Below are 21238 nucleotides of genomic sequence, written 5' to 3' on the forward strand. Positions count from 1 at the left end.
CTCATGTTCGCTAGGGGTGCCGTGACGTCCGAGGCCGCCGTCAAGCCGCGCGGGGCGAGTCCCTCCCAGGCACCCCGGTGCTTTTCATCACACCTTGCCAAGTTAGGGTCACACCCGAAGCAACGGGGTTGTTGCGGACGATGAGAACTTCGGGGGGAGGGCGGCATGACGGGATCACCGGGTAGTACGGCCGGGCGCGAGGAGCCACCGCCCGCGGAGCTGCGCGAGGCGATGGCCCGCGGGCTCCAGGAGCAGTTCCCGGGCGTCCGGGTCTGGTACGGCGAGGCCACCGGCTCCTGGTGGGCGATGGTGCCGCTGCGCTCCGGCCCGCGGCTGGTCGAGGCGTCCACCTCGCAGCAGCTGAGGGACCAGATCCTCAGCGTCCGCTCCCGCGGCTGAACCGGGAGGCGAACAACGCGCACAAGGCATCGCGTAGACGGCATCGCGCGCAAGGCATCGCGCAGAAGGCATCGCGCGCAAGGCATCGCGTAGAAGAAGGCGCGCCCGCGAGAGATCGCGGGCGCGCTTTCGGTTCCTCCGGTCCTGCCATGGACGCCGTCCCACCGGCGGTCACACAGGCCGACACCGGCCGTCGTTACGAGCGGGTCGGTAGCGCGTGGTGCGGGTGTTCGGTGCGGTGGCGGCGGATGAACTTCGGGACCCACCAGTTGGCCTCGCCGCACAGTTCCATCAGGGCCGGGACGAGCAGCATGCGGACGACGGTGGCGTCAATAAGGATCGCGACGCCCATGCCGAGGCCGAGCTGCTTGACGGCGACGTCCGCGCCGAGCAGCACCGACAGGAAGACCATCACCATGATCGCGGCGGCGGCGGTGATCACGCGCGCGGTGCGGGCGAGGCCGCCGGCGACGGCCTGCCGGGTGGGCAGCCCGCGCTCGTGGTACTCGCGGACCCGGGAGACCAGGAAGACCTCGTAGTCCATCGACAGCCCGAACAGGATCGGGAACATGATCATCGGGACCCAGGTGGCGACCGGCATCGAGCCGGGGAACCCGAGCAGCCTCCCGGCCCAGCCCCACTGGACGACGGCGGTCAGCACGCCGTAGGCGGCGGCGATCGACAGCAGGTTCATCAGCGCGGCCTGCGCGGCGACGACGACCGAGCGGACGAGCGCGACCAGCAGCACCAGCGACAGCCCGACGACGACCGCGACCAGCCACGGCAGCCGGGTCTGGACGTTGTCGGCGAAGTCGATCGAGGCCGCGTTGGGCCCGCCGATGTAGACCTTCCCGGCGAGCGCGGTGCCGCGCGTGGCGTCCGGGACGACCGTGTCCCGCAGGTGGTGGACGAGCGTCTGGGTCGCCGCGTCCTGCGCGCCGGTGCGCGGGAACGCGATGGTCACCGCGGCAGCGCCGTCCGAGCTGGTGCGGGGCGGCTGGACGGTCGCGACGCCGGGCGTCCGCCGTACCGCGTCCGCGACCCGCGCGGCGTCCCCGCCCTCGGAGACGATCACCAGCGGCGCCTCGACGCCCGCGCCGAACCCGCGCGCCACGATCTCGTGCGCGGCGTACGCGCTGCTGGTGTGCGGCTGCGTGGACGAGTCGGGCAGGCTGAGCCGCATCGACAGCGCCGGGACGGCGAGCGCGACCAGCAGCCCGGCGGCGACCAGCGCGGACGGCACGGGCAGCCGCTGCACCACGTTCGCCCAGCGCTCGGCGAGCGGGCGCTCGGTGCGGCGGCCGAGCCCCGGCACGCGCAGCCGGTCGATGGCCCGGCCGGTGAAGCCGAGCAGCGCGGGCAGCAGCGTGACGGCGGTGACCATGGTCATCAGCACCGTGACGGACGCGGCGACCGCGACCCCGGCGAGCAGCTTGTCGCCCATGACCAGCAGCCCGAGCAGGGCGATCACGACGGTCGTCCCGGCGAACAGGACGGCGCGTCCGGCGGTGGACAGGGCGGTGACGACCGCGGACTCGGGGTCCTCGCCGTCGTGCAGCGCCTCGCGGTAGCGGGTCACGATGAACAGCGCGTAGTCGATGCCGACGCCGAGCCCGATGAGCGCGGCGACGATCGGGCTGAACGAGGGCGCGGGCAGCAGGTGGCCGAGCAGCCCGATCAGCGCGAGCGCGGTGCCGATGCCGAACAGCGCGGTCACGATCGGCAGGCCCATGGCCAGCAGGGATCCGAACGCGATCAGCAGGATGACCACGGCGGCGAGCACGCCGATGCCCTCCGAGGACCCGCCGCCGGGCGTCTCGGCCGTGCTGACCGAGCTGCCGCCGAGCTCCAGCCGCACGCCGTCCTGGTCGCTCCGGACGTCGGAGATCAGCTTGGTGACGTCCGACTTGGGCATGTCGGCGGAGCCGACGTCGAGCTGCGCGGTCGCGAAGGCGATCCGCCCGTCCTGCGAGATCCGGCCGGGGCCTTGGTAGGGCGAGGTGACGCCGGTGACGTGCGGGGTGCGGGCAAGCCGGTCGAGCGCCGGCTGAACGCGGGCCCGGACGGCGGGGTCGCGGACGTCCCTGTCGGCCTGGACGGCCAGCGTGATGCTGTCGCCGTTCATCTTCGGGAAGTGGGCGTCCAGGACCTTCTGGACCTTCGCCGACTCCGAGCCGCCGCCCCCGAACGAGTTGGACGCCTTGGCCGAGAAGGAGAACCCGATCGCCATGACGGCGATCGCGCCGAGCACCCAGAACAGGACGGCGAGCCGCCGCCTCCGGTAGCAGAGCCGGGCCAGGCGCGCGATCGCGCCGTCCGGCGAGGTGGTCTTCGTGGTCATGCGATGAGGTTCGCGCCGTGGTCTCCCCCGTCGCGTCCGGTGTCCGGAGACACCTGGCGGCGCGCCTACTCCCCCTGGAGTACTCCCCCGGTCGACTCCGCCGAACCGGCGGGGGCCGCGGGGAGGACGGCCACGACCCGGAACCCGCCGCCCGGCTCGGGGGCGGCGGTCAGGGTTCCGCCGAGGGACTCGGCGCGTTCGCGCATGCCGACCAGGCCGTGGCCGCCCCCGGAGGGGTCGGCGGAGTGACCCTGAGCGTCCCCGGGGCCGTCGTCGGCGATCTCCACGCGGACGCCGCTCCCGGAGTAGTCGATGGTGATCCGCGCCGTCGCCGCGTCGCCCGCGTGGCGCAGCACGTTGGTGAGCGACTCCTGGAGGATGCGGAAGGCGGCCTCGTCGGTCGCGGCGTCCAGCGGGACGGCCGTCCCGGACACCTCGACCTCGACCGGCTGGCCCGCCGAGCGGACGGCGTCCACCAGGCTCGGCAGGCGTCCGAGTCCCGGCGCGGCCGGTCCGGCCTCGTCGCCGCGCAGCAGGCCGAGCGCCGCGCGGAGCTGCGCGAGCGACTCCTTGCTGCTGGCGCGGATCGCGGCGACGGCCGCGCGGACCGGGTCGTCCGCCGGACGGTCCGCCAGCTTGCGCAACGCCGCGCCCGACTGGACGGTGATCGTCGCCATCCCGTGCGCCACCGTGTCGTGCAGGTCGCGGGCGATCCGGACGCGCTCCTCGGCGGCGCGCCGGGCCGCCTCGCGTTCCTTCTCCTCGGCCGCCATCCGCAGCCGCTCGCGCGTCTCGGCGGCCAGCGCCCGGCGGCTGCGCACCACCTCGGCCAGCAGGATCACGACGGCGACCAGCACCCACTGCTGGATGAAGATCGCCAGCGCCGCCACCGGAGTCGAACCCCGGTTGATCACCGCGAAGTAGCCGTAGCCGAAGAAGAAGCACGTGATCCCGAGCGACCAGCGCATGTACCCGGCGAGCACGGCGGAGAACAGGGGCACGCCGAGCACCCAGATCGGCGAGAAGCCCGGCGCGCCGGACGCGTAGTACACCGTCATCAGCAGGCTCGCGAGCAGCAGCGACGTCATCGGCCGGCTCCGGTGCAGCGGGACGGGCAGCGCGAGCAGCGCGCCGAGCGCGTACGCGAGCGGGGTCGCCGGGCGTCCGCCCGGGTCGTCGGCGACGTACACCATCAGCTCGACCGTCCCGAGCACCAGCAGGGTCAGGACCGCGTCCACCACGATCGGGGACACCCTCAGCTTCCGGCCGCCACTCACGCCGTCACCGTAACCCCGCCCTCCCCCGCACACGAGACGGCACCCGTCGGCCTCGGTGCGGTCAGGGTCAGGGGCGGACCAGGACGGCGGCGCTGCCGTAGGAGCCGCCGAAGCCGGTGCAGAGGGCGACCGAGGCGTCCGCGACCTGGCTGGTGCCGGTGCCGCGGAGCTGCCGGACGGCCTCGGCGACGTTGTTGAGGCCGTGCACGTAGCCCTCGGACAGCAGCCCGCCGTGCGGGTTGACCGGGTGGCGGCCGTTCCAGGCGATCTCCTGGGCGGTCAGCAGGACGCCGAGGTCGGACCGTCCGACCAGGCCGAAGTCCTCCAGCTGGCGCGGGACGAGCCAGGAGTAGGCGTCGTAGAGCAGCGCCACGTCGACGTCGGCGGCCTTCATCCCGGCGGCCTCGTACAGCGGCCCGGCGACGTAGGACGAGAAGATCCGCGTGATGTCCGGGGCCCGGTCCATCGAGGACGCGCCGGGCCCGCCGCCGCGCACGACGGCGTGCACGCGCGGGGCGTCCGGGGCGAGGTCGGCGCGGGTGAGGACGAGCGCGCACGCGCCGTCCGTCTCCTGGCAGCAGTCCACGCGGCGCAGCGGGGACGCGACCATAGGGCTGTCGAGATAGTCGGCAAGGGACATGCGCTGGCGTTGCAGTGCGCGCGGGTTCCGTACCGCGTGCGCACGAGACTGCGCCACGACCGCGTGAAGATGCCGTTCGTTGAGGCCGGTTTCGTAGAGGTACCGCTGCCCGGCCAAGGCGAACTGGTGGACGGGCCCGGCCATCCCGTACGGATGCGTGAACTGCTCTTCCGTGCCTTCACCGAGTTTCAGGCCGAGCGTGTTCATCCGCTTGCCGGAGCGTCCGTTCAACGCCCGGTACACCAGGACGGTCCGGGCGAGCCCGGCGTCGATGAGCATCGCCGCGTCCGCCAGGATCGACGCGCTCTGCGTCCCGCCGCCGTAGATCTCGTTGTGCCAGCCGATCTCGGTGATGCCCAGCTCGCGCGCCAGGTAGAGGACGGGCGCGGAGTCGTTCAGGTGGTAGCTGAGGATCGCGTCGGGCGTCGCGGCGGCGCCGCCGGTCGCCTCGGCCGCCTCCGCGAGCGCGGCGCGCGCGGCCTCGGCGGCGAGCGACAGCTCGGTCCGGCCGGACGAGCGCGACAGTGCGGTCAGCCCGATCCCGGCGACCGCCGCCCGTCCCGAGAACCCCTGCCCCATCCGGCCTCCGGCCGCGCCGCGACGCGAGGGACCCCGCGACGGCGCCGGTGCGCGCCGGCGGGGAGACGCCCGCCGGAGACGGGGCGCGATCCGTCCCCGGCGGGCCTCGCCGCCGAACCTAGCCCGTCGGATCGTCGAACACAAGCGCTTGCTCGGTAACGCGGCACGCGGCCCGAGGGCCGAGCGTCCGGAAGCGGACAGGAAACGGCGTCAGAGTTCGTACTGGACGGACGCGCGGGAGGCGATGAGCGGCTTCATCGCGTCCACGACGGCGCGGTGCGTGGGGTTGTCACGGTAGGCGACGTAGGCGTCGCGGTCGGCGAAGTCGGCCACGATCGCGAAGTCGGCCGTACCGGGGTTGACGCCCGCGTCCGGCCCGACGCTGTAGCCGCGGATCTCCGGGACCACGCCCGGCAGCTCGCGCAGCCGCGCGGCGACTTCGCCGACCTGGGCAGTGGTCGTACCCTCGATCCATGTGAGGAGCACCACATGGCGGAATCCAGTCATGGAAGCACCGTAGCGGTGGGTAGGAGGGAACCAGGTGACCTGTCCCGCCATCACAGACACTGAGGGCCGCTGGCCCACCTGGCCGCAATTCAACGTTCCCCGGCGGGAATGAGTTCCCATGGATCTTGGTTGCAGCCGTACGGAGGTGTCTTTCGTGGACGCAGCGAAGCACACGGCGCCGACATGGCCGCACGCGATCGCCACCCTGGGCGTGGGTGGGATGCTCTCCGTGCCCGCCGTGAACGGCACGCCCTCCTGGCTCGACCGGCTCTCCCTGCTCGCGACCGGGCGCCCGCTGGCCCCGGCGCACGCGGTGGTCCTCGGCATAGCGCTGGTGTTCGTCGCGCGCGGGGCGCTGCTGCGCCGCCGCGCCGCCTGGTACGGCCTGATGGTCATGGTCGGCATGGGCTTCGCGGCGGTGGCCTTCGGCGGCGACGCCTACTGGCGGCTGCCACTGCTCGCGGCCGCCGCGGTCGCACTGTGGGTCAGCCGCGACACCTTCGTCGTCCGGCCGCATCCCGACCGGGTCCGCTCGGCGATCCGGATCGGCGCGGTGCTGGTGGTGTCGGCCGCGGTCCTGACCGTGGTGCTCGGCGGGGTGACGATCAGCTCGGTCGGCCCGGACCTCGCGCAAGGCCTCGCCGCGACCGGCGGGCCGTCCGGCGGCGCGGCCTGGCTGCCCGGCGCGCTGTCGATGATCGGCGGTGTCGGCCTGCTGGTGCTGGTGGTGACGCTGCTCGCGCCCGACCCCGCGCCGCCGCCCGGTGACGAGGACGAGCGCCGCCGCGTCGCGCGGCTGGTCTCGCACCCGGGGTCCGACACGCTCGCGCCGTTCGCGCTGCGCCGCGACAAGTCGTACGTGTTCAGCCCGGACGGCCGCGCCGCGATCGGCTACCGCGTCCTGTTCGGCGTCGCGGTCGCGGGCGGCGACCCGGTAGGCGACGCCGACTCGCACGACGCCGCGATCAACGCCTTCCTGGAACTGTGCCGCCGCACCGGCTGGCGCCCGGCCGTGCTCGGCGCCAGCACCGACCTGGTGCCGTCCTGGGGCGGGTTGCGCTCGTTCGGGTTCGGCGACGAGGTCGTGCTGTTCCCCGACTCGTTCTCGCTGTCCGGACGGCAGATGCGCAACGTCCGGCAGGCGGTGAAGCGCACGCACAACTTCGGCGTGAAGTCCGAGGTCGTCCCCGAGCGGGAGATCGGCGCGGAGCTGCGCGGGCGGCTGCTGGACGTCGCGAGCCGCTCGCTCGGCGGCGCGGCCGAGCGCGGCTTCTCCATGAACCTGGACGAGCTGCTCACCGGCTACCACCCGGGCGCGGTCGTCGCCGTCGCCTACGACGAGCACGGCGACCCGATCGCCTTCCAGCGCTACGTCATGGCCGGCCAGGGCCTCAGCCTGGACGCGATGCGCCGCCTCCCGGAGGCCCCGAACGGCCTGAACGAGCGGCTGATCGTGGACATCGCCGAGTGGGCGAAGGAGCAGCGCGTCGACGTCGTCTCGCTGAACTTCGCCGCGTTCCGCGAGCTCCTCGACGCCGAGGAGCGCAACCCCGTCGAGAAGGCGGGCTACCAGGCCCTGCACCTGCTCGACCCGTGGATCGCCGTCGAGTCGCTGTACCTGTTCGACCGCAAGTTCCGTCCGGGCTACCGGCCGCGCAGCATCGTGTTCCGCTCCTGGACCGACATCGGCTGGCTCGCCGCCGCCCTGCTCACCCTGGAGTTCGGCCGCACCGGCAGCGTCCCCGCCGCCGGCACCGTCCTCGACCCGGCCACCCCGATGGGCCACCCGGAAAGCTCCCACTGACCCCAACCGAAAGCCCGCCGCCCCAACCGGGACGGCGGGCTTTCGCGTTACCTGCCCTACTTGCCCATTTCCTTGCCCAAGTCGATCACGTCGGTCGGAGCCTGGATCTGCAGCGGAGCGTCGTACTCGCTGAAGTCGAACTCCCCCTTCGGCATGTCCCCGATGCTCTCGGACGACCGGAACCGGAGCAGGTCCGGCGCACCGGACGCCGCGACGAACACCAGCGCCTCCTTGCCGCCGGGCCCGGCGATCCCGACCGCCGGAACGCCCTTGACGTCCGTGCGGCTCGACACCAGCCCCCCGGACGCCGCGGGGAAGGTCTTGCGCAGCTGCGCGAAGATCTCCTGGTCGAACTGCCGGATGCCCAGGAACGCCTTGAACTCCTTGACTTCGCCGACCGGGACCGCCACCCACTTCCCACCGAGCTTCTGGCCCATCGCGTTGTCCCCGGTCAGGTTCCCCCAGAAGGACGCGTCGCCGCTCATGTAGAGCTTCCCGCCCACCGAGCGGAGCTTCGTGGTGGCGTTCTGGCTTCCGAAGCTGCCCTGCATGGTGCCGTCCGCCTGGTCCACGCCGAGGCGGAAGTCGATGTGCACCGGCTTGCCCTCGTCCCGGTAGTCCACCGTGAGCCGCACCGACTTGGCGCTCTTGAACCTGTTCAGGGAGGTGGTCACGAGTTCGGCCGGCGACTTGGCGGCGTTCTCCCCGCCGGACGGCGCGGACGACTTGGCGGCGTCCACGGTGGCCTTGGCTTCGGCCTTCTTGTCGCCGTCGCCGCCGCAGGCGGTCAGGGTGAGCGTCGCGGCGAGCAGGGCAGCGCCCGCCGTGATGCTGGTGGTTCGTCCCACGTATGCACGTTCCTCTTGTTGATCGTTCATCGAGCAGCAGTAAGTCGCGCGAAACAGGACGGACGTTGACAGGGCACCCCATAACGCTTGCGTCTCGGCACGGAAGGGCGGGGACCTCCCGTGGATCCGGGGTGGCTGTTAGGCTTCCCAAGCGAGCGCTTGGTACGTAATGATGGCAGGGTGCGGCGCCGCCCCCGGGGCGGGCCCGCCCCGCGCGTTGACGAAGGAGCCTGCGACGTGGCTGACCGGCCGATGAAGTTCTCGACCTTCCACCTGTTCCACCAGTTCGCGGGGCAGACCGCGGGCGAGGTGTACGAGTACCAGATCGAGATCGTCGAACTGCTGGAGGAGCTCGGCTTCGACGGGGTGTGGATCGCCGAGCACCACTTCCGGGACTACGGGACGGTCCCGAACATCTTCACGATGCTGGCGAACCTCGCGGCGCGGACCGAGCGGCTGCGGCTCGGCACCGGGATCGTGGTGCTGCCGCTGCACAACCCGATCCACGTGGCCGAGGAGGCCGCGATGGTGGACCTGCTGTCCGGCGGACGGCTCGAACTCGGCATCGGGCGCGGCTACCAGGCCGTCGAGTTCGAGAACTTCGGGCTCGACCTCGCCGAGGCGCGGGACCGGTTCAACGAGGCGCTCGACGTCATCCTCGGCCTGTGGACGCAGGAGAACTACGAGTACAAGGGGAGGTTCTTCGAGACCAAGCATCCGCTGAACCTGATGCCGCGGCCGGTGCAGCGGCCGCATCCGCCGCTGCACGTCGCTGCGGTCAGCCCGGAGACCGTGGAGATGTACGCGGCGCGCGGGCTGCCGATCCTCGCCGACCCGGCCGCGCCGTTCAAGAAGATCGCCAAGGCCGCGGAGACCTGGCACGCGACGGCCGCCGCGCACGGCGTGGACACCTCGGACGTCGAGCTGGTCGCCAGCCGCACCGTGTACGTCGCGCCCACGATCGAGCAGGCGCGCGAGGACCAGGAGCGGTTCGAGGCGTCGTTCGACCGGTCCCGGATCTTCAACCTGCGGAGCGCGCCGATCGACAGCGCCACCGGCCAGGCCGCCAAGGGCTTCGAGTACTACCAGAACCGGTACCTCAAGGGCGGTTCGGTGGACAACGAGTTCCGCTGGGAGCAGCTGGAGGTGATCGGCGACCCCGAGCGCGTGATCGGCCAGATCAGGGCGGTCCAGGAGATGGGCTTCGGGCACCTGATGTGCGACTTCGGCTCCACCCGGCCGATGCCGCTGGAGGAGATGAAGAAGGTCCTGAAGTTCTTCGCCGCCGAGGTCATGCCCGCCTTCCGCTGACCCGCTGATTCTCCGACCGCTGACCGCTTACCGCCCGCAATCCCCCGCAAGCCGTCCCCCGCCGAGGCAACCACCCCCAGGAGGCGCGATGTCCGCAGTTCACCGGCTCACCCTCGGCGACGTCCTCGCCGAGCACCACCGCGGCCGTCCGGGCGGCACGGCGGTCGTGGACGGCGACGTCCGGCTGACCTATCCCGAGCTGGACGCGCGGGTCGAGCGGCTGACCGGCGCGCTCGCCGGCGACGGCATCGCGCCTGGCGACCGGGTGCTGTGGCTCGGCCAGAACTCCTTCCGCGTGCTCGAACTGCTGCTGGCCTGCGCGCGGCTCGGCGCGATCTTCTGCCCGGCCAACTGGCGGCAGTCCGCCGACGAGATCGCCTACGTCCTGGACGACCTGGCGCCGCGGGTCGTGGTGTGGGAGGAGTCGGAGGCGGTCGAGAAGGCGCGCGGGCAGGTCGCGCTCGACGCGCGCTGGATCCGCTCGGACGCGGACTACGAGGCGTACCTGGCGTCCGCGAACACCGCGTTCTCGGGGCTGGTGGACGACGACGCGCCCGTCCTCGCGCTCTACACCGCCGCGTTCGACGGCCGTCCGAACGCCGCGCTGCTCAGCCACTCGGCGCTCGTCGCGCACAGCATGGCGCTGCTGCACATGCGGCAGATGGAGGACGGCTTCACGTTCCTGGCCTGCGGTCCGCTGTTCCACGTCGGGACGATGATGTTCACGCTCGCGACGTTCCAGATCGGCGGGACGCTCGTCTTCACGCCCGCGTACGAGCCGGACGAGGTGTGCCGCCTGATCGAGGCCGAGAAGTGCACGCAGGCGTTCCTGTTCGGCCCGATGATCGACGGTCTCGTCCAGGCCAACAAGGACGGGAAGTACGACCTGAGCTCGCTGCGCTTCGTCTCGCACAGCCCCGAGTGGGACGCGATGATCACGGTGGACGACAGCCCGTGGTGCGCGTCCAAGATGGGCGGCTACGGGCAGACCGAGGTCGGCGGGATGCTGACGTTCCTCGGGCTCGGCATGGGCGGCGCGGGGTATGCCGGACGGCCGTCCCCGCTCGTCCACGTGCGGCTGCTGGACGCCGACGGGCGCGAGGTACCGCCCGGCGAGGTCGGCGAGATCTGCGCACGCGGACACAGCCTGTTCTCCGGCTACTGGAACCGTCCCGAGCTGAACGCGGCGAAGACGAAGCACGGCTGGCACCACACCGGCGACCTCGGGCGCCGCGAGAGCGACGGGACGCTCACCTTCGTCGGCCCGAGGCTCCGCATGATCAAGTCGGCGAACGAGAACATCTACCCGGCCGAGGTCGAGCGCGCGCTGAAGACGCATCCGGCCATCGCGGACGCGGCGGTCATCGGCGTTCCGGACGACCGTTTCGGCCAGTCCCCCAAGGCGGTCGTGGTGCTCAAGGAGGGCGCCGAGCTGACCGCCGAGCAGGTCATCGAGCACGTCCGGGACGAGATCGCGTCCTACAAGAAGCCGCGCGAGGTCGTGTTCGTGTCCGAGATCCCCAAGCGCGGCTACACGCCCGACTACGACGCCCTCGACGCCGCCCACGGCGGCGGCGCCTACCCGGGCGCCTGATTCCAGAAGAGCGCCGGTCGGCCGACCGGCGCTCTTTCGGGCGCTACTGGTCAGACCACTTGACTTCTCGACCTCCGGATGACCAGAATCGCGGCCATGAGCGGCTTCTCCCCCGTCGAGCGGACCTCCGTCGCCACGGCGGTGTTCGACCAGATCGCGGCCCGGATCCTGGACGGCACGCTCCCCGCCGGCGAGCGCCTCCCGCCCGAGCGCGCGCTGACCGAGGAGTTCGGCGTCAACCGGCAGGCGCTGCGCGAGGCGCTGCAGCGGCTCGACCAGCTCGGGCTGGTGGAGATCCGGCACGGCGGCGCGACGCGGGTGCGCGACTTCCGCCGCACCGCCGGGCTCGACCTGCTCCCCCGGCTGTTCCTCGGCGCGGACGGCGGCATCGACGCGGAGGTCGTCCGGTCGGTGATGGAGATGCGGACCGCGATCGGCGCGGACGCCGCGTCCCTCGCCGCCGCACGCGCCACGTCCGGGGTCCGCGCGGGCCTGCGCGAGACGGTCGCCGACCTGGAGAGCCTCGTGGCGGACGGTGGCGCCGACGACGTGGCCGCCCTCGCCGCGCTCGACGTCCGCTTCTGGGACCTGCTGGTCGAGGGCTCCGGAAACGTCTGCTACCGGCTCTCGCTGAACGTGCTGCGCGACGCGTACCGGCCGGTCGGGGCGCTGGTCGACCTGCTCGTCCTGGACGAGCGGCGCGACGTGCCCGCGCACCGGGACCTCGTGGCGGCCGTCGAGGCCGGGGACGCCGGGCGCGCCCGTGCCCGCGCCGCCGCGCTGCTGGACCAGGGCCGCATCGCCGTGCTGTCCCACTTCACCGAGGAGGATCCAGGGTGACCCCCCGCTCCCACGCGTCGCCGTCCGGAAGGGGACGCGCCGACGCCCCCGGCTGGCTCCGGCCCGGCCTGTCCCTGTCCGGCGCGGCCCGCGAGTTCTTCCGGCATCCGAGCCCGAAGGTGCTCGTCCCGGCCGCCGCGTCCGCCGTCGCGGCACGGCTCGCCGCGGGCCGCTGGACGCGCCGCGACGCGGTCGTCCCCGCCGCGGTCCTCGCCGCCGAGCCGTTCGTCGAGTGGATCGTCCACGTGGCGGTACTGCACTGGAAGCCGAAGACCGTCGGCGGGCGCCGGATCGACCCGCAACTGGCCCGCAAGCACCGCGCGCACCACCGCGACCCGCGCGACGCCGGGCTGGTGTTCGTCCCGATGCCCGCGGTCGCCGGCGCGATCGCCGGGCTGGTCGGCCTCAACCTCGCGCTCCTGCGGGACCGGCGGCTCGCGCTGACCGGCATCGCGACCTCGCTCACCGCGCTCGCGGGCTACGAGTGGACGCACTTCCTGATCCACTCGTCCTACCGTCCGCGGCACGCTCCGTACCGGATCGCGTGGCGCAGCCATCGCCTGCACCACTTCCGCAACGAGCGCTACTGGTTCGGCGTCGTCACGCCGATCTCGGACCGGGCGCTCGGCACCTACCCGGCGAAGGACGACGTCCCGCCGTCCCCTACCGCGCGGACCCTGGGCGTCACCGAGGCATGAGAACGGCGGGCCGCCCATGCGAGGGCGGCCCGCCGGTACTACCGGACGGTCAGCGGTGCTGGGCGCCGCGGTAGACGGACAGCGCGGTGCTCTGCCACTGGGCGCCGCAGGCGTCGTGCCCGCAGCTGCCGTAGTACGACGCGGTCTGCCAGCCGACGCCGGTGTTGGCGTTGAACTTGATCAGGAACGGGCCGCCGCTCGCACCGCCGCTCATCCCGTTGCAGTGCGCCAAGTAGATGATGCGCTTGTCGCTGCTGCCCTTGGGCTGCCCGGAGCAGCGCCACGGGTAGTCCTTGTCGCCCGGGATGCCGAGCAGGTTGGTGTAGTACTGGCTCGGCTTGTAGTTGAACGCGACGCCCTCCGAGCCCGCCGCGTCCTGCACGTGCTTTCCGGCGCGCTTGTTCAGCACGATGAACGCGTTGTCGCCCTTGACGCCGGGGGTGGTCACCCAGCCGGCCTTGCGCCAGGTGAACCAGCCGCGCGGCGCGTGCCCGTTGGCGTAGGCCGGGGCGAACCGGTAGTTGCTGCCGCCCTCGCCGAAGCCGCAGTGCCGCGCGGTCGAGATGACGTCGTGGTTGTCGGACACCACGACGGTCGCCGAGCACATCCAGGTCTGGCCGTGGAGGCTGAAGAACAGCCGGCCGAGCGCCGGGGGCTTGCGCCATTGCGAGGTGACCTGGCCCGGCTCGGCCTTGGGCAGCGTTCCCGCGCGGACGTACTGCGGGCCCTGGGTGGACGCGTCGACCGTCGAGGAGTCGGCGGAGACGGCCGGGGCGGCGGGGGCGCGGTACTCCTTCGCGCTCGCGATGCGCTCCTTGGTCCAGAACCGGTCGACCTGCGCGGAGCTCTGCCCGGCGTCGATGAACTTGACACCCGGGGCGGGAGCGGCGGTGGCGGCGGTGCCGGTGAGGGAGACGGTCGCGGCGACGAGCGCCCCGGCCGCGCCGACCGTCATGAGTCTGCGCATGGCTGTCCTCCTTGCGGTAGGGGATGGCCATCGCAACGCTGTCGCCGGACGATCACCTCTTGATCACGATCGGATGGACAAAGGACGAAGATTCGACCACCTCCGGAGCGGCCCGCCGGACGAAACCGGACAGCGGGGCCGGACGGGGTCAGAGCACGGCCACGGGCGTGACCGGGCTGGCCGTGCCGCCCTCGATCCGGAGCGGCGCGGCGAGGAAGAGGAAGTCCGTCCGGGACGTCCCGGACAGCTCCTCCAGCCAGAGCATCTCCAGCAGCGGAATGCCGTGCCGCCACAGCAGGATCATGTGCAGGTCGTCGGCCAGGCCCTCGTCGGCGAGCTGCCGCTCGTTCAGCCCGCCGATCGCGGCGTTGTCGGACGCGACCGCGCACACGTCCCGTTCGGCGAGCCAGCGTCCCGCGTCGGCGGACAGCCCCGGCTGGCCGCTCCAGTACGCGTCCGGGCTTTCCTGCCAGGTCAGCGGCCATCCGGTGCGGACGACGGCGACATCCCCGGAACGGAGTTCGACGCCGCACGCCTCCAGGTCGTCCGGTGTGATGCGGTCGGTGGCGGCCAGGTGCACGACGCCGCGCAACCGCGGGACGTCGAAGAGGACGCCGCGCGCGACGACCGGACCGGCCTTGTCGATCCCGCATCGTCCGGCTCCGTACGAGCGCACGCGGTCGGCCGGATGGCCGTTGTAAAGCTCGTCGCCCGACCACATGTGGCAGAGGGCGTCCATGTGGGTCGTGGTGCCGTGCGGAGTCACGACGAGCGCGTCGTCGGCCATCTTCAGGCCGGCGCCGATCGCGCGCGTACCCGCCGCGTAGTCGCCGCCGTCCACGGACATGAAGTGCTGCGGCAGCGGCCGCCCGCGCAGGTGCGGGACGGTCGTCGGCGCGGGCGACGAGGTGGCGCCGCGGATCGGCAGCGACAGCCCCAGGACCCGGCCCTCCCGGACGCAGGACGCGGCGGCCAGCACGGTCTCGGGGGTCAGCAGGTTCAGCGCGCCGCGCTCGTCGGCGGCACCCCACCGTCCCCAGTTGTTCGGCTCATCGAGCATCATTCGGTTTCAGACCCTTCCGAGGAGAGGACGCCGCCATGACGACCGTGCAGGGACCCGTGCAGGGACACTGCGACCCGGCCTTCGCCGCCGTCCGGGACGTTTTCGACCGGAACTTCGCCGAGGGACGGGAGATCGGCGCGGCCGTCGCGGTGTACGCGGGCGGCCGCAAGGTGGTGGACCTGTGGGGCGGCCTCGCCGACCGCCGCACCGAGCGCCCGTGGGTCGAGGACACGCCCGCGTTCGGGTTCTCCTGCACCAAGGCGCTGACGGCCGCCGCCGCGCTGCTGCTCGCCGAGCGCGGCGCGTTCGCGTGGGACGCTCCCGTCACCGGCTGGTGGCCCGAGTTCGGCGCCCACGGCAAGGACGTCGCGCTCAACGAGCACCTGTTCACCCACGAGGTCGGGCTGCCCGCGTTCGCGCGCCCGGTGTCGGCCGAGGAGGCCGCGGACGCCGACGCGCGCGCCGCCGACCTCGCCGCACAGGAGCCCGAGTGGAAGCCGGGCACCGCGCACGGCTACCACGCGCTGACCTACGGCTGGCTCGCGGGACACCTCGTCCGGCACCACGCGGGGATGCCCGCCGGCGAGTTCATCAAGAAGGAGTTCGCGGCGGACCTGGACCTGTGGGTCGGGTCGCCGGACGAGGTGATCGAGCGCGCGGCGAAGCTGACGAACGTGCGCGGCGTCCAGAACGAGGACGGCCCGCGCGCGGTCGCGGACGACGCGCGCCTCACCCGGCTCGCCAACGCCTACCTCGACCCCGACAGCCGCATGAACCGGGGGCTGAACAACCCGAGCCCCGGCAAGGGCGGCTTCAACAACCCGGTCATCCACCGCGCGGGCTGGCCGTCCGCCGGGATGGTCGCGACCGCCCGCGACTTCGGCCGGTTCTACGCGAACCTGATCGCCGGGCGGTACGTCCGCCCTGAGACCCTGCGCGAAGGCATCCGGACGCGCGTGGACGGCGAGGACGCGACCCTGACCGTGAACAGCGCGTTCGGCCTGGGGTTCATGCGCCCGTCCATGACGTTCTTCACGCCCGAGGCCGGACGCGCGTCGGCGTTCGGCCACACGGGCGCGGGCGGCGCGCACGGCCTCGCCGACATCGACGCCGAGCTGGTCGTCGCCTACCTCCCGAACCGCATGGGCGACCAGCTCTCCGGCGACCTGCGCGCCTACCGCCTGGTCGAGGCGGCGTACGCATCCCTTTAGCGGCGTCACTGTGGCCGGTTCACTGCATCGTGATGCCGCCGCTGACCGAGATGGTCTGGCCGGTGATGTAGGCGGCGCGGTCGGTGCAGAGGAACGCGATGATCCCCGCGATGTCGGACGGGCGGCCGATGCGGCGCAGCGGGATCTGCCGGGCGAGCTTGTCCAGCAGGTCCGGGTGCTGCTCGGCCACCTTCCGGACCATGGGTGTGTCGGTCGGGCCCGGGCAGACGATGTTGCTGGTCACGCCCCCTCGCGCGGCCTCGCGGGCGAGGGTCTTCGCGAGCCCGAACAGGCCCGACTTGGTGGCGGCGTAGGCGCCCTCGCCGCCGGATCCGGCGCGCGCGCCGTCCGAGGAGACGAAGACGAGCCGGCCGTGGCCGCGGGCGGACATGCCGGGCAGCAGCGCACGGGTGAGCTGCATCGGCGCGCGCAGGTTGACCTTCCACATGAGGTCCCAGTGCGCCGGGTCGCTGTCCGTGAACGGCTCGACGATGCTGACGCCCGCGTTGTGGACGAGGATGTCCACCGGCCCGACGGCCCCGGTGAAGGCGTCGATCGACGCGGGATCGGCGAGGTCGACGTGCGCGGCCGTCCCGCCGAGGGCCTTCGCGGTCTCGCCGGCGGCGTCCGCGTCGAGGTCGGCGACGACGACGTGCGCGCCGAGCGAGGCGAGGTCGGCGCAGACGGCGCGGCCGATGCCGCCCGCGCCGCCGGTCACCACGGCGGTCCGTCCGGTGAGGTCGAGGCCGTCCATCAGCCCTCCCAGGCTCGGACCAGGTCGCCGGCGGTGGCGCGCGCGGCGAGCAGCGGGATCGTGTGGGCGAGCACGGCGTCCCCGTACTCGGCGGGCGTCCCGGCGACGGCGTCGGTGACGCAGACGACCCGGTAGCCGAGGTTCACCGCCTCCAGGCAGAGGCCCGGGATGCCGAGGTTCAGCGACAGCCCGACCGCGACGACCGTCTCGACGCCCAGCGAGCGCAGCGTCATGTCCAGGGACGTCCCGGTGAACGGCGAGAAGCCGTGGTAGCGGCGCGATTCGAGGTCGGACGGGTCGGACAGCTCGGGCAGCACCTCGACGGCGTCCGTCCCCTCCAGCATGTGCGAGGGGTCCTTGAGCAGAGCGCGGAGGAACGGCGAGTTGCGGGTGTGGCTGCCCGCGCGGTCGGGACGGAACGCGGCCGTGCACTGCACGACGCGGACGCGGGCGGCGCGGGCGGCATGGGCGACGCGCGCGGCGTTGGCCGTCACGTCCCGCTCGGCGCAGGTCTTCACCAGGTCGGGGAAGCGGGCGAGGTCGCCCGCCACACCGCGCTGCATCTCCATGACGAGCAGCGCCGTGCGGTCGGGGGGCACGAGGGCGGCGAGGTCGGTGGGCACCCGGCCAGCCTAAACGACCTAGCATTTGCTTGGGTAGTGCGCTACTCCGGGCGGCGCTGGCCGTACACGTGGACGCGGCGGCCCCGGTAGTCGGTGTCGCGCAGGTGCCGGTGCCCGATCCGCTCGGCCACCGCGACCGAGCGGCCGTTGCCCGGCAGGATCAGCGAGACCACCTCCTCGGCGTCCAGGTCGGTGAAGCAGTAGTCGAGCGCGGCGCGCGCCGCCTCGGACGCGTACCCCTTGCCCCAGTGGGCGCGGGCCAGGCACCAGCCGACGCCGAGGCCGGGGAAGCCGAGCGGGCTCCACGGCCCGGCGCGCCCGACGAACGCGCCGGTGGCCTTCTCGACCAGCGCCCAGTGCGAGAAGCCGCGGATCTCCCGGTGCCCGATGAACATCGCGAGGTTGCGCCACACGTCGTCCCGGGTGCGCCCGACACCCTCGGCGAGGCCCTCCGCCACCTCCGGATCGTCCATCATCGCCGCGTAGTCGTCGAAGTCGGCGCCCGTCAGGGGGCGCAGGACCAGCCGCTCCGTCTCCAGTCGAGTCATGATCACAGTGTGCGGCGGCGCTACCGTTTCCGCCATGGAGATCACGGTTCCGCACGCCTGGCCGGCGACACCGGACGAGGCCGAGGCGATCCAGCACGACCTGCGCGGGCAGGTGGTGGCGTCCGGGACGGTCGCGCCGCGGACGGTCGCCGGGCTGGACGTCTCGTACGCGGGCGACGGCCACAGCACGCACACCCGCGTGGCGGCCGCCGCCGTGGTGCTCGATGCCTCGTCGCTGGAAGTGCTGGAGGAGTCGGTCGCGGTCGGGACGTCCGATTTCCCGTACGTTCCGGGGCTTTTCGCATTCCGCGAGTTGCCGACCCTGGTCGAGGCGCTGCGCGGTCTCTCGATCACGCCCGACCTGCTGGTCTGCGACGGGTACGGGCTCGCGCACCCGCGCCGCTTCGGCCTGGCCTGCCACGTCGGGATCATCACCGGCCTGCCGGCGATCGGCATCGCCAAGACCGCGTTCGTCGGCACGCACGAGCCGCCCGGCCCCAAGCGCGGAGACCGGTCTCCCCTGCTCATTGACGGCGCGGAGGTCGGGAGCGTCCTGCGCACCCAGGACGGCGTGAAGCCCGTGTTCGTCTCCGTGGGCCACCGCGTCGGACTGGACGAGGCGTGCCGACTGGCGCTCGCGCTCGCCCCCGGATACCGGCTCCCGGAGACGACCCGCCGTGCCGACCGGCTGTCCCGGGACCGGCTCGCCACCGCCTGAGAAGTCAACCGGACCGGCTCGCCACCGGCTGAGAAGTCAACCCGATCGGAGCGCAATCGGCGGTCTTGTCGGTCAACCAAGCGTGCGCTAGGTTGGGCCGCGATGGACCCCTCGCGCCCCGCTCCGACGCCGAGCCCGCTGACCGAGCCCTACTGGGCGGCCTGCCGGCGCGGCGGGCTGGCGCTCCAGCGGTGCGCCGGGTGCCGCCGGTTCGTGCACTTCCCCGAGCCGCGCTGCCCGTTCTGCGGCGGCGCGGACCTGCCGTACGAGGCGGTGTCCGGGCGCGGCTCGGTGCACACCTTCACCGTCGTGCACCGCTCGTTCCTGCCCGGTTTCGAGCCGCCGTACACCGTCGCCTGGCTCGACCTGCCCGAGGGCGCGCGCGTCTTCGGGGACGTCACCGGCTGCCCGCCCGAGGACGTCCGGATCGGCATGCCGGTCCGGGTCCGCTTCGCCGAGCTGCCCGGCTTCGGCCCGATCCCCCACTGGAGTCCCGCATGACCGAACTGCCGCGCCTGGGCAACGTGCTCTACCCGGCGCAGGACGTCGAGCAGGCCGTCGCCTTCTACCGGGACGGGCTCGGCCTCACCCTGAAGTTCCAGGACGGCGGCCGGTTCGCCGCGCTCGACGGCGGCGGGACGACCGTCGCGATCGCCGGTCCCGAGGAGGACGTCACCGGCGGCGCGCCCGCCGCGTCCTTCAAGGTCGCCGACGTCGCGGCGACGCTCGCGAAGCTGACGGCGGCGGGGGCGACGGTCGTCCGGGAGCCGGAGGAGGGGCCGCACGAGATCCGCGCCGTCCTCCGCGACCCGGCCGGGAACCCGTTCGTCCTCTACAGCTCCCGCTGACCCGCCCGCACCTTCCGCTCCGCCTCCCGCCGTTCGCACCGCCCCCACCCCCTCCAGCTTGAGCCGAAGGAGCCGAGCCGTGGCGCGAGAGAACAGTCCCAGCAGCGACAGCCCGTTCAGCAACTACGCCCACGCGATCCTGACCGCCAACGCCCTGCGCACCCCGGACAAGACGGCGCTGACGTACTGCGGCGAGCAGAGCTTCACCTACGACCAGCTCAACCGGCGGGTCAACCGCGTCGCGCACGCCCTGCTCGCCGCCGGGGTCGCGCCCGGCACGCGGGTCGCGTCGCTGATGAACGAGACGCTGCACGTCGCCGAGGTGTACCTCGCGCAGATGAAGATCGGCTCGGTCGTCGCGGCGCTGAACCCGTACTGGCCCGCCGACACGCTCCGGCAGGTCGTCGAGCACTCCGAGTGCACCGCGTTCGTGTACGACGCGACGGTCGAGGGCCTGGTCGAGCAGATCCGGCCCGGCCTGCCGAACGTGAAGCTGTGGCTGCGCGTCGGCGGACCGGCCGACGACGTCGTGGACCTGGACGCGCTCGCCGCGGGCGCGGCCGAGTCCGAGCCGCCGCTCGGCGGGTTCGGCAACGACCTGCTCGCGCTGTTCTACACCTCCGGGACGACCGGCCTGCCGAAGGCCGTCATGCACACGCACTTCTCGTCGCTGGCGTCCGCGCAGATCTGGCTGGACGTCGACCACGACCCGGACTCGGTCATGGGCACCGGCGCGATCATCTGGGGCATCGGGTTCCCCGCGCTGGTCGGCCCGGCGTTCTACGCGGGCATGACGCTCGTGCTCGAACAGGACTGGGGACCGGCGAACTTCCTCAAGGTCGTGCCGCGCGAGAAGGTCACGCACGTCTCGCTGATCCCGAGCTTCTTCTCCGCGCTGCTCGGCTCCGACGACCACAACGGTGTCGACCTGTCCTCGCTGAGGGCGATCGTCCTCGGCGGCGAGCCGCTGCTGCCCGCGCTGCGCGAGCGCATCCTCGCCCGGATGCCCGGCGCGGCGATCTACAGCTACTACGGCCAGACCGAGGCCCCCTACACCTGCTTCGGGCGCCAGGACGACTGCAGCCAGGACATCTCGTCGGTCGGCCGCGCCCGTACGTCCTGCGCGGTCCGGATCACCGACCCGAACGGGAACCGCGTGCTGGACGAGGTCGGCGAGATCAACCTCGCCGGGCCGAACATGATGGTCGGCTACGACAAGCTGCCCGGCAAGACCGCCGACGTCATGCGGGACGGCTGGTACGTCGGCGGCGACGTCGGCCGCATGGACGCCGACGGCTTCGTCTACGTGCTGGGGCGCCGCGAGGACGCGATCCTCAAGGGCGGCCAGTGGACGCAGCCCGCCGAGATCGAGGAGGCGGCGATCGAGCTGGACGCCGTCGCCGAGGCGGGCGCGGTCGGCGTCCCGGCGCATCCCGAAGGCCAGGACGCCGTGGAGCAGAAGGTGCTGCTCGCGGTCGTCCCGCGCGCGGGCGCCTCCCTGACCGAGGACGGCGTGAAGGCCGCGCTCGCGTCCCGGCTGCCCGAGCACCGGCGCCCCGACACGGTCGTCATCGCGGACGAACTCCCCCACACGCAGGACGCGTCGGGCGGCCCGGGCAAGCTGCTCCGCCGGGGCATCCGCGACGCGTACGCCGACCGCGCCTGACG

The 21238-nt window shown here is 72.9% G+C and carries 21 protein-coding genes; 11 read left to right on the forward strand and 10 right to left on the reverse strand.

Features of this window, described 5'->3' with window-relative positions:
- The first annotated feature begins 165 nt into the window (after positions 1-165).
- Complete coding sequence (locus FHU30_RS24400) at positions 166-399, forward strand: hypothetical protein (protein ID WP_253878926.1); 234 nt, start codon at positions 166-168, stop codon at positions 397-399.
- A 196-nt stretch (positions 400-595) separates the two neighbouring features.
- Here the strand turns inward: FHU30_RS24400 and FHU30_RS24405 are convergent, their stop codons facing one another.
- The 4 genes from FHU30_RS24405 to FHU30_RS24420 form a co-directional block, all read right to left on the reverse strand.
- Positions 596-2740: an MMPL family transporter gene (locus FHU30_RS24405; protein WP_253878928.1), complete on the reverse strand. Its 2145-nt coding sequence runs from the start codon at positions 2738-2740 to the stop codon at positions 596-598.
- 65 nt (positions 2741-2805) lie between these two features.
- On the reverse strand, positions 2806-4017 hold the full coding sequence (locus FHU30_RS47215) for a sensor histidine kinase (RefSeq protein ID WP_253878929.1): 1212 nt from the start codon (positions 4015-4017) through the stop codon (positions 2806-2808).
- A gap of 67 nt (positions 4018-4084) precedes the next feature.
- Complete coding sequence (locus tag FHU30_RS24415; RefSeq protein ID WP_253878930.1) at positions 4085-5236, reverse strand: thiolase C-terminal domain-containing protein; 1152 nt, start codon at positions 5234-5236, stop codon at positions 4085-4087.
- Positions 5237-5446: 210 nt separating this feature from the next.
- Entirely contained in the window at positions 5447-5743 is a 297-nt protein-coding gene (locus tag FHU30_RS24420; RefSeq protein ID WP_253878931.1) for a Dabb family protein, read from the reverse strand.
- A gap of 154 nt (positions 5744-5897) precedes the next feature.
- Here FHU30_RS24420 and FHU30_RS24425 point away from each other — a divergent pair, with 154 nt between their 5' ends.
- A complete protein-coding gene (locus tag FHU30_RS24425) occupies positions 5898-7547 on the forward strand; it encodes a bifunctional lysylphosphatidylglycerol flippase/synthetase MprF (protein ID WP_253878932.1) in 1650 nt (549 codons plus the stop codon).
- 56 nt (positions 7548-7603) lie between these two features.
- Here FHU30_RS24425 and FHU30_RS24430 read toward each other — a convergent pair whose 3' ends face one another.
- Positions 7604-8395 (reverse strand): hypothetical protein, encoded by a 792-nt coding sequence (locus tag FHU30_RS24430; RefSeq protein ID WP_253878933.1) that lies wholly within the window; start codon positions 8393-8395, stop codon positions 7604-7606.
- A gap of 252 nt (positions 8396-8647) precedes the next feature.
- On the opposite strand from FHU30_RS24430, the gene FHU30_RS24435 reads away from it, so the two are divergent.
- From FHU30_RS24435 to FHU30_RS24450, 4 genes are all read left to right on the forward strand, one after another.
- A complete protein-coding gene (locus FHU30_RS24435; protein ID WP_253879601.1) occupies positions 8648-9706 on the forward strand; it encodes an LLM class flavin-dependent oxidoreductase in 1059 nt (352 codons plus the stop codon).
- 88 nt (positions 9707-9794) lie between these two features.
- Positions 9795-11300, forward strand: a complete 1506-nt coding sequence (locus tag FHU30_RS24440) for an AMP-binding protein (protein ID WP_253878934.1) — start codon at positions 9795-9797, stop codon at positions 11298-11300.
- 96 nt (positions 11301-11396) lie between these two features.
- Positions 11397-12140 (forward strand): FadR/GntR family transcriptional regulator, encoded by a 744-nt coding sequence (locus tag FHU30_RS24445; protein WP_253878935.1) that lies wholly within the window; start codon positions 11397-11399, stop codon positions 12138-12140.
- Positions 12137-12838, forward strand: coding sequence for a sterol desaturase family protein (locus FHU30_RS24450; RefSeq protein WP_253878936.1), 702 nt, complete (start codon positions 12137-12139; stop codon positions 12836-12838). The genes FHU30_RS24445 and FHU30_RS24450 overlap by 4 nt, the downstream gene beginning before the upstream one ends.
- Positions 12839-12887: 49 nt before the next feature.
- Here FHU30_RS24450 and FHU30_RS24455 read toward each other — a convergent pair whose 3' ends face one another.
- Positions 12888-13805, reverse strand: a complete 918-nt coding sequence (locus tag FHU30_RS24455) for a hypothetical protein (protein ID WP_253878937.1) — start codon at positions 13803-13805, stop codon at positions 12888-12890.
- Between the two features lie 148 nt (positions 13806-13953).
- Positions 13954-14865, reverse strand: coding sequence for a cyclase family protein (locus FHU30_RS24460; RefSeq protein ID WP_253879602.1), 912 nt, complete (start codon positions 14863-14865; stop codon positions 13954-13956).
- A gap of 38 nt (positions 14866-14903) precedes the next feature.
- Here FHU30_RS24460 and FHU30_RS24465 point away from each other — a divergent pair, with 38 nt between their 5' ends.
- Positions 14904-16079 (forward strand): serine hydrolase domain-containing protein, encoded by a 1176-nt coding sequence (locus FHU30_RS24465; RefSeq protein ID WP_253878938.1) that lies wholly within the window; start codon positions 14904-14906, stop codon positions 16077-16079.
- Between the two features lie 19 nt (positions 16080-16098).
- Here the strand turns inward: FHU30_RS24465 and FHU30_RS24470 are convergent, their stop codons facing one another.
- From FHU30_RS24470 to FHU30_RS24480, 3 genes are read right to left on the reverse strand one after another with little or no spacing between them, the layout of a single operon-like run.
- Positions 16099-16833 carry an SDR family NAD(P)-dependent oxidoreductase gene (locus tag FHU30_RS24470; RefSeq protein ID WP_253878939.1) on the reverse strand — a complete coding sequence of 245 codons (735 nt, stop codon included), beginning with the start codon at positions 16831-16833 and terminating at the stop codon, positions 16099-16101.
- The gene (locus FHU30_RS24475; RefSeq protein WP_253878940.1) at positions 16833-17456 is read right to left on the reverse strand and encodes an isochorismatase family protein; all 624 of its coding nucleotides are present in this window, start codon (positions 17454-17456) and stop codon (positions 16833-16835) included. The genes FHU30_RS24470 and FHU30_RS24475 overlap by 1 nt, the downstream gene beginning before the upstream one ends.
- 41 nt (positions 17457-17497) lie before the next feature.
- Positions 17498-18004, reverse strand: coding sequence for a GNAT family N-acetyltransferase (locus tag FHU30_RS24480; protein WP_253878941.1), 507 nt, complete (start codon positions 18002-18004; stop codon positions 17498-17500).
- Between the two features lie 34 nt (positions 18005-18038).
- On the opposite strand from FHU30_RS24480, the gene nfi reads away from it, so the two are divergent.
- The 4 genes from nfi to FHU30_RS24500 all read left to right on the forward strand — a co-directional run bounded on the left by nfi (position 18039) and on the right by FHU30_RS24500 (position 21236).
- Positions 18039-18722, forward strand: a complete 684-nt coding sequence (gene nfi, locus FHU30_RS24485) for a deoxyribonuclease V (protein WP_253878942.1) — start codon at positions 18039-18041, stop codon at positions 18720-18722.
- A 102-nt stretch (positions 18723-18824) separates the two neighbouring features.
- Complete coding sequence (locus tag FHU30_RS24490; protein ID WP_253878943.1) at positions 18825-19223, forward strand: Zn-ribbon domain-containing OB-fold protein; 399 nt, start codon at positions 18825-18827, stop codon at positions 19221-19223.
- Complete coding sequence (locus tag FHU30_RS24495) at positions 19220-19570, forward strand: VOC family protein (RefSeq protein ID WP_308211391.1); 351 nt, start codon at positions 19220-19222, stop codon at positions 19568-19570. The genes FHU30_RS24490 and FHU30_RS24495 overlap by 4 nt, the downstream gene beginning before the upstream one ends.
- A gap of 79 nt (positions 19571-19649) precedes the next feature.
- Complete coding sequence (locus tag FHU30_RS24500) at positions 19650-21236, forward strand: class I adenylate-forming enzyme family protein (protein ID WP_253878944.1); 1587 nt, start codon at positions 19650-19652, stop codon at positions 21234-21236.
- Positions 21237-21238 lie beyond the last annotated feature (2 nt).

Source organism: Actinomadura rupiterrae, assembly GCF_024172125.1.
Lineage (GTDB): Bacteria > Actinomycetota > Actinomycetes > Streptosporangiales > Streptosporangiaceae > Spirillospora > Spirillospora rupiterrae.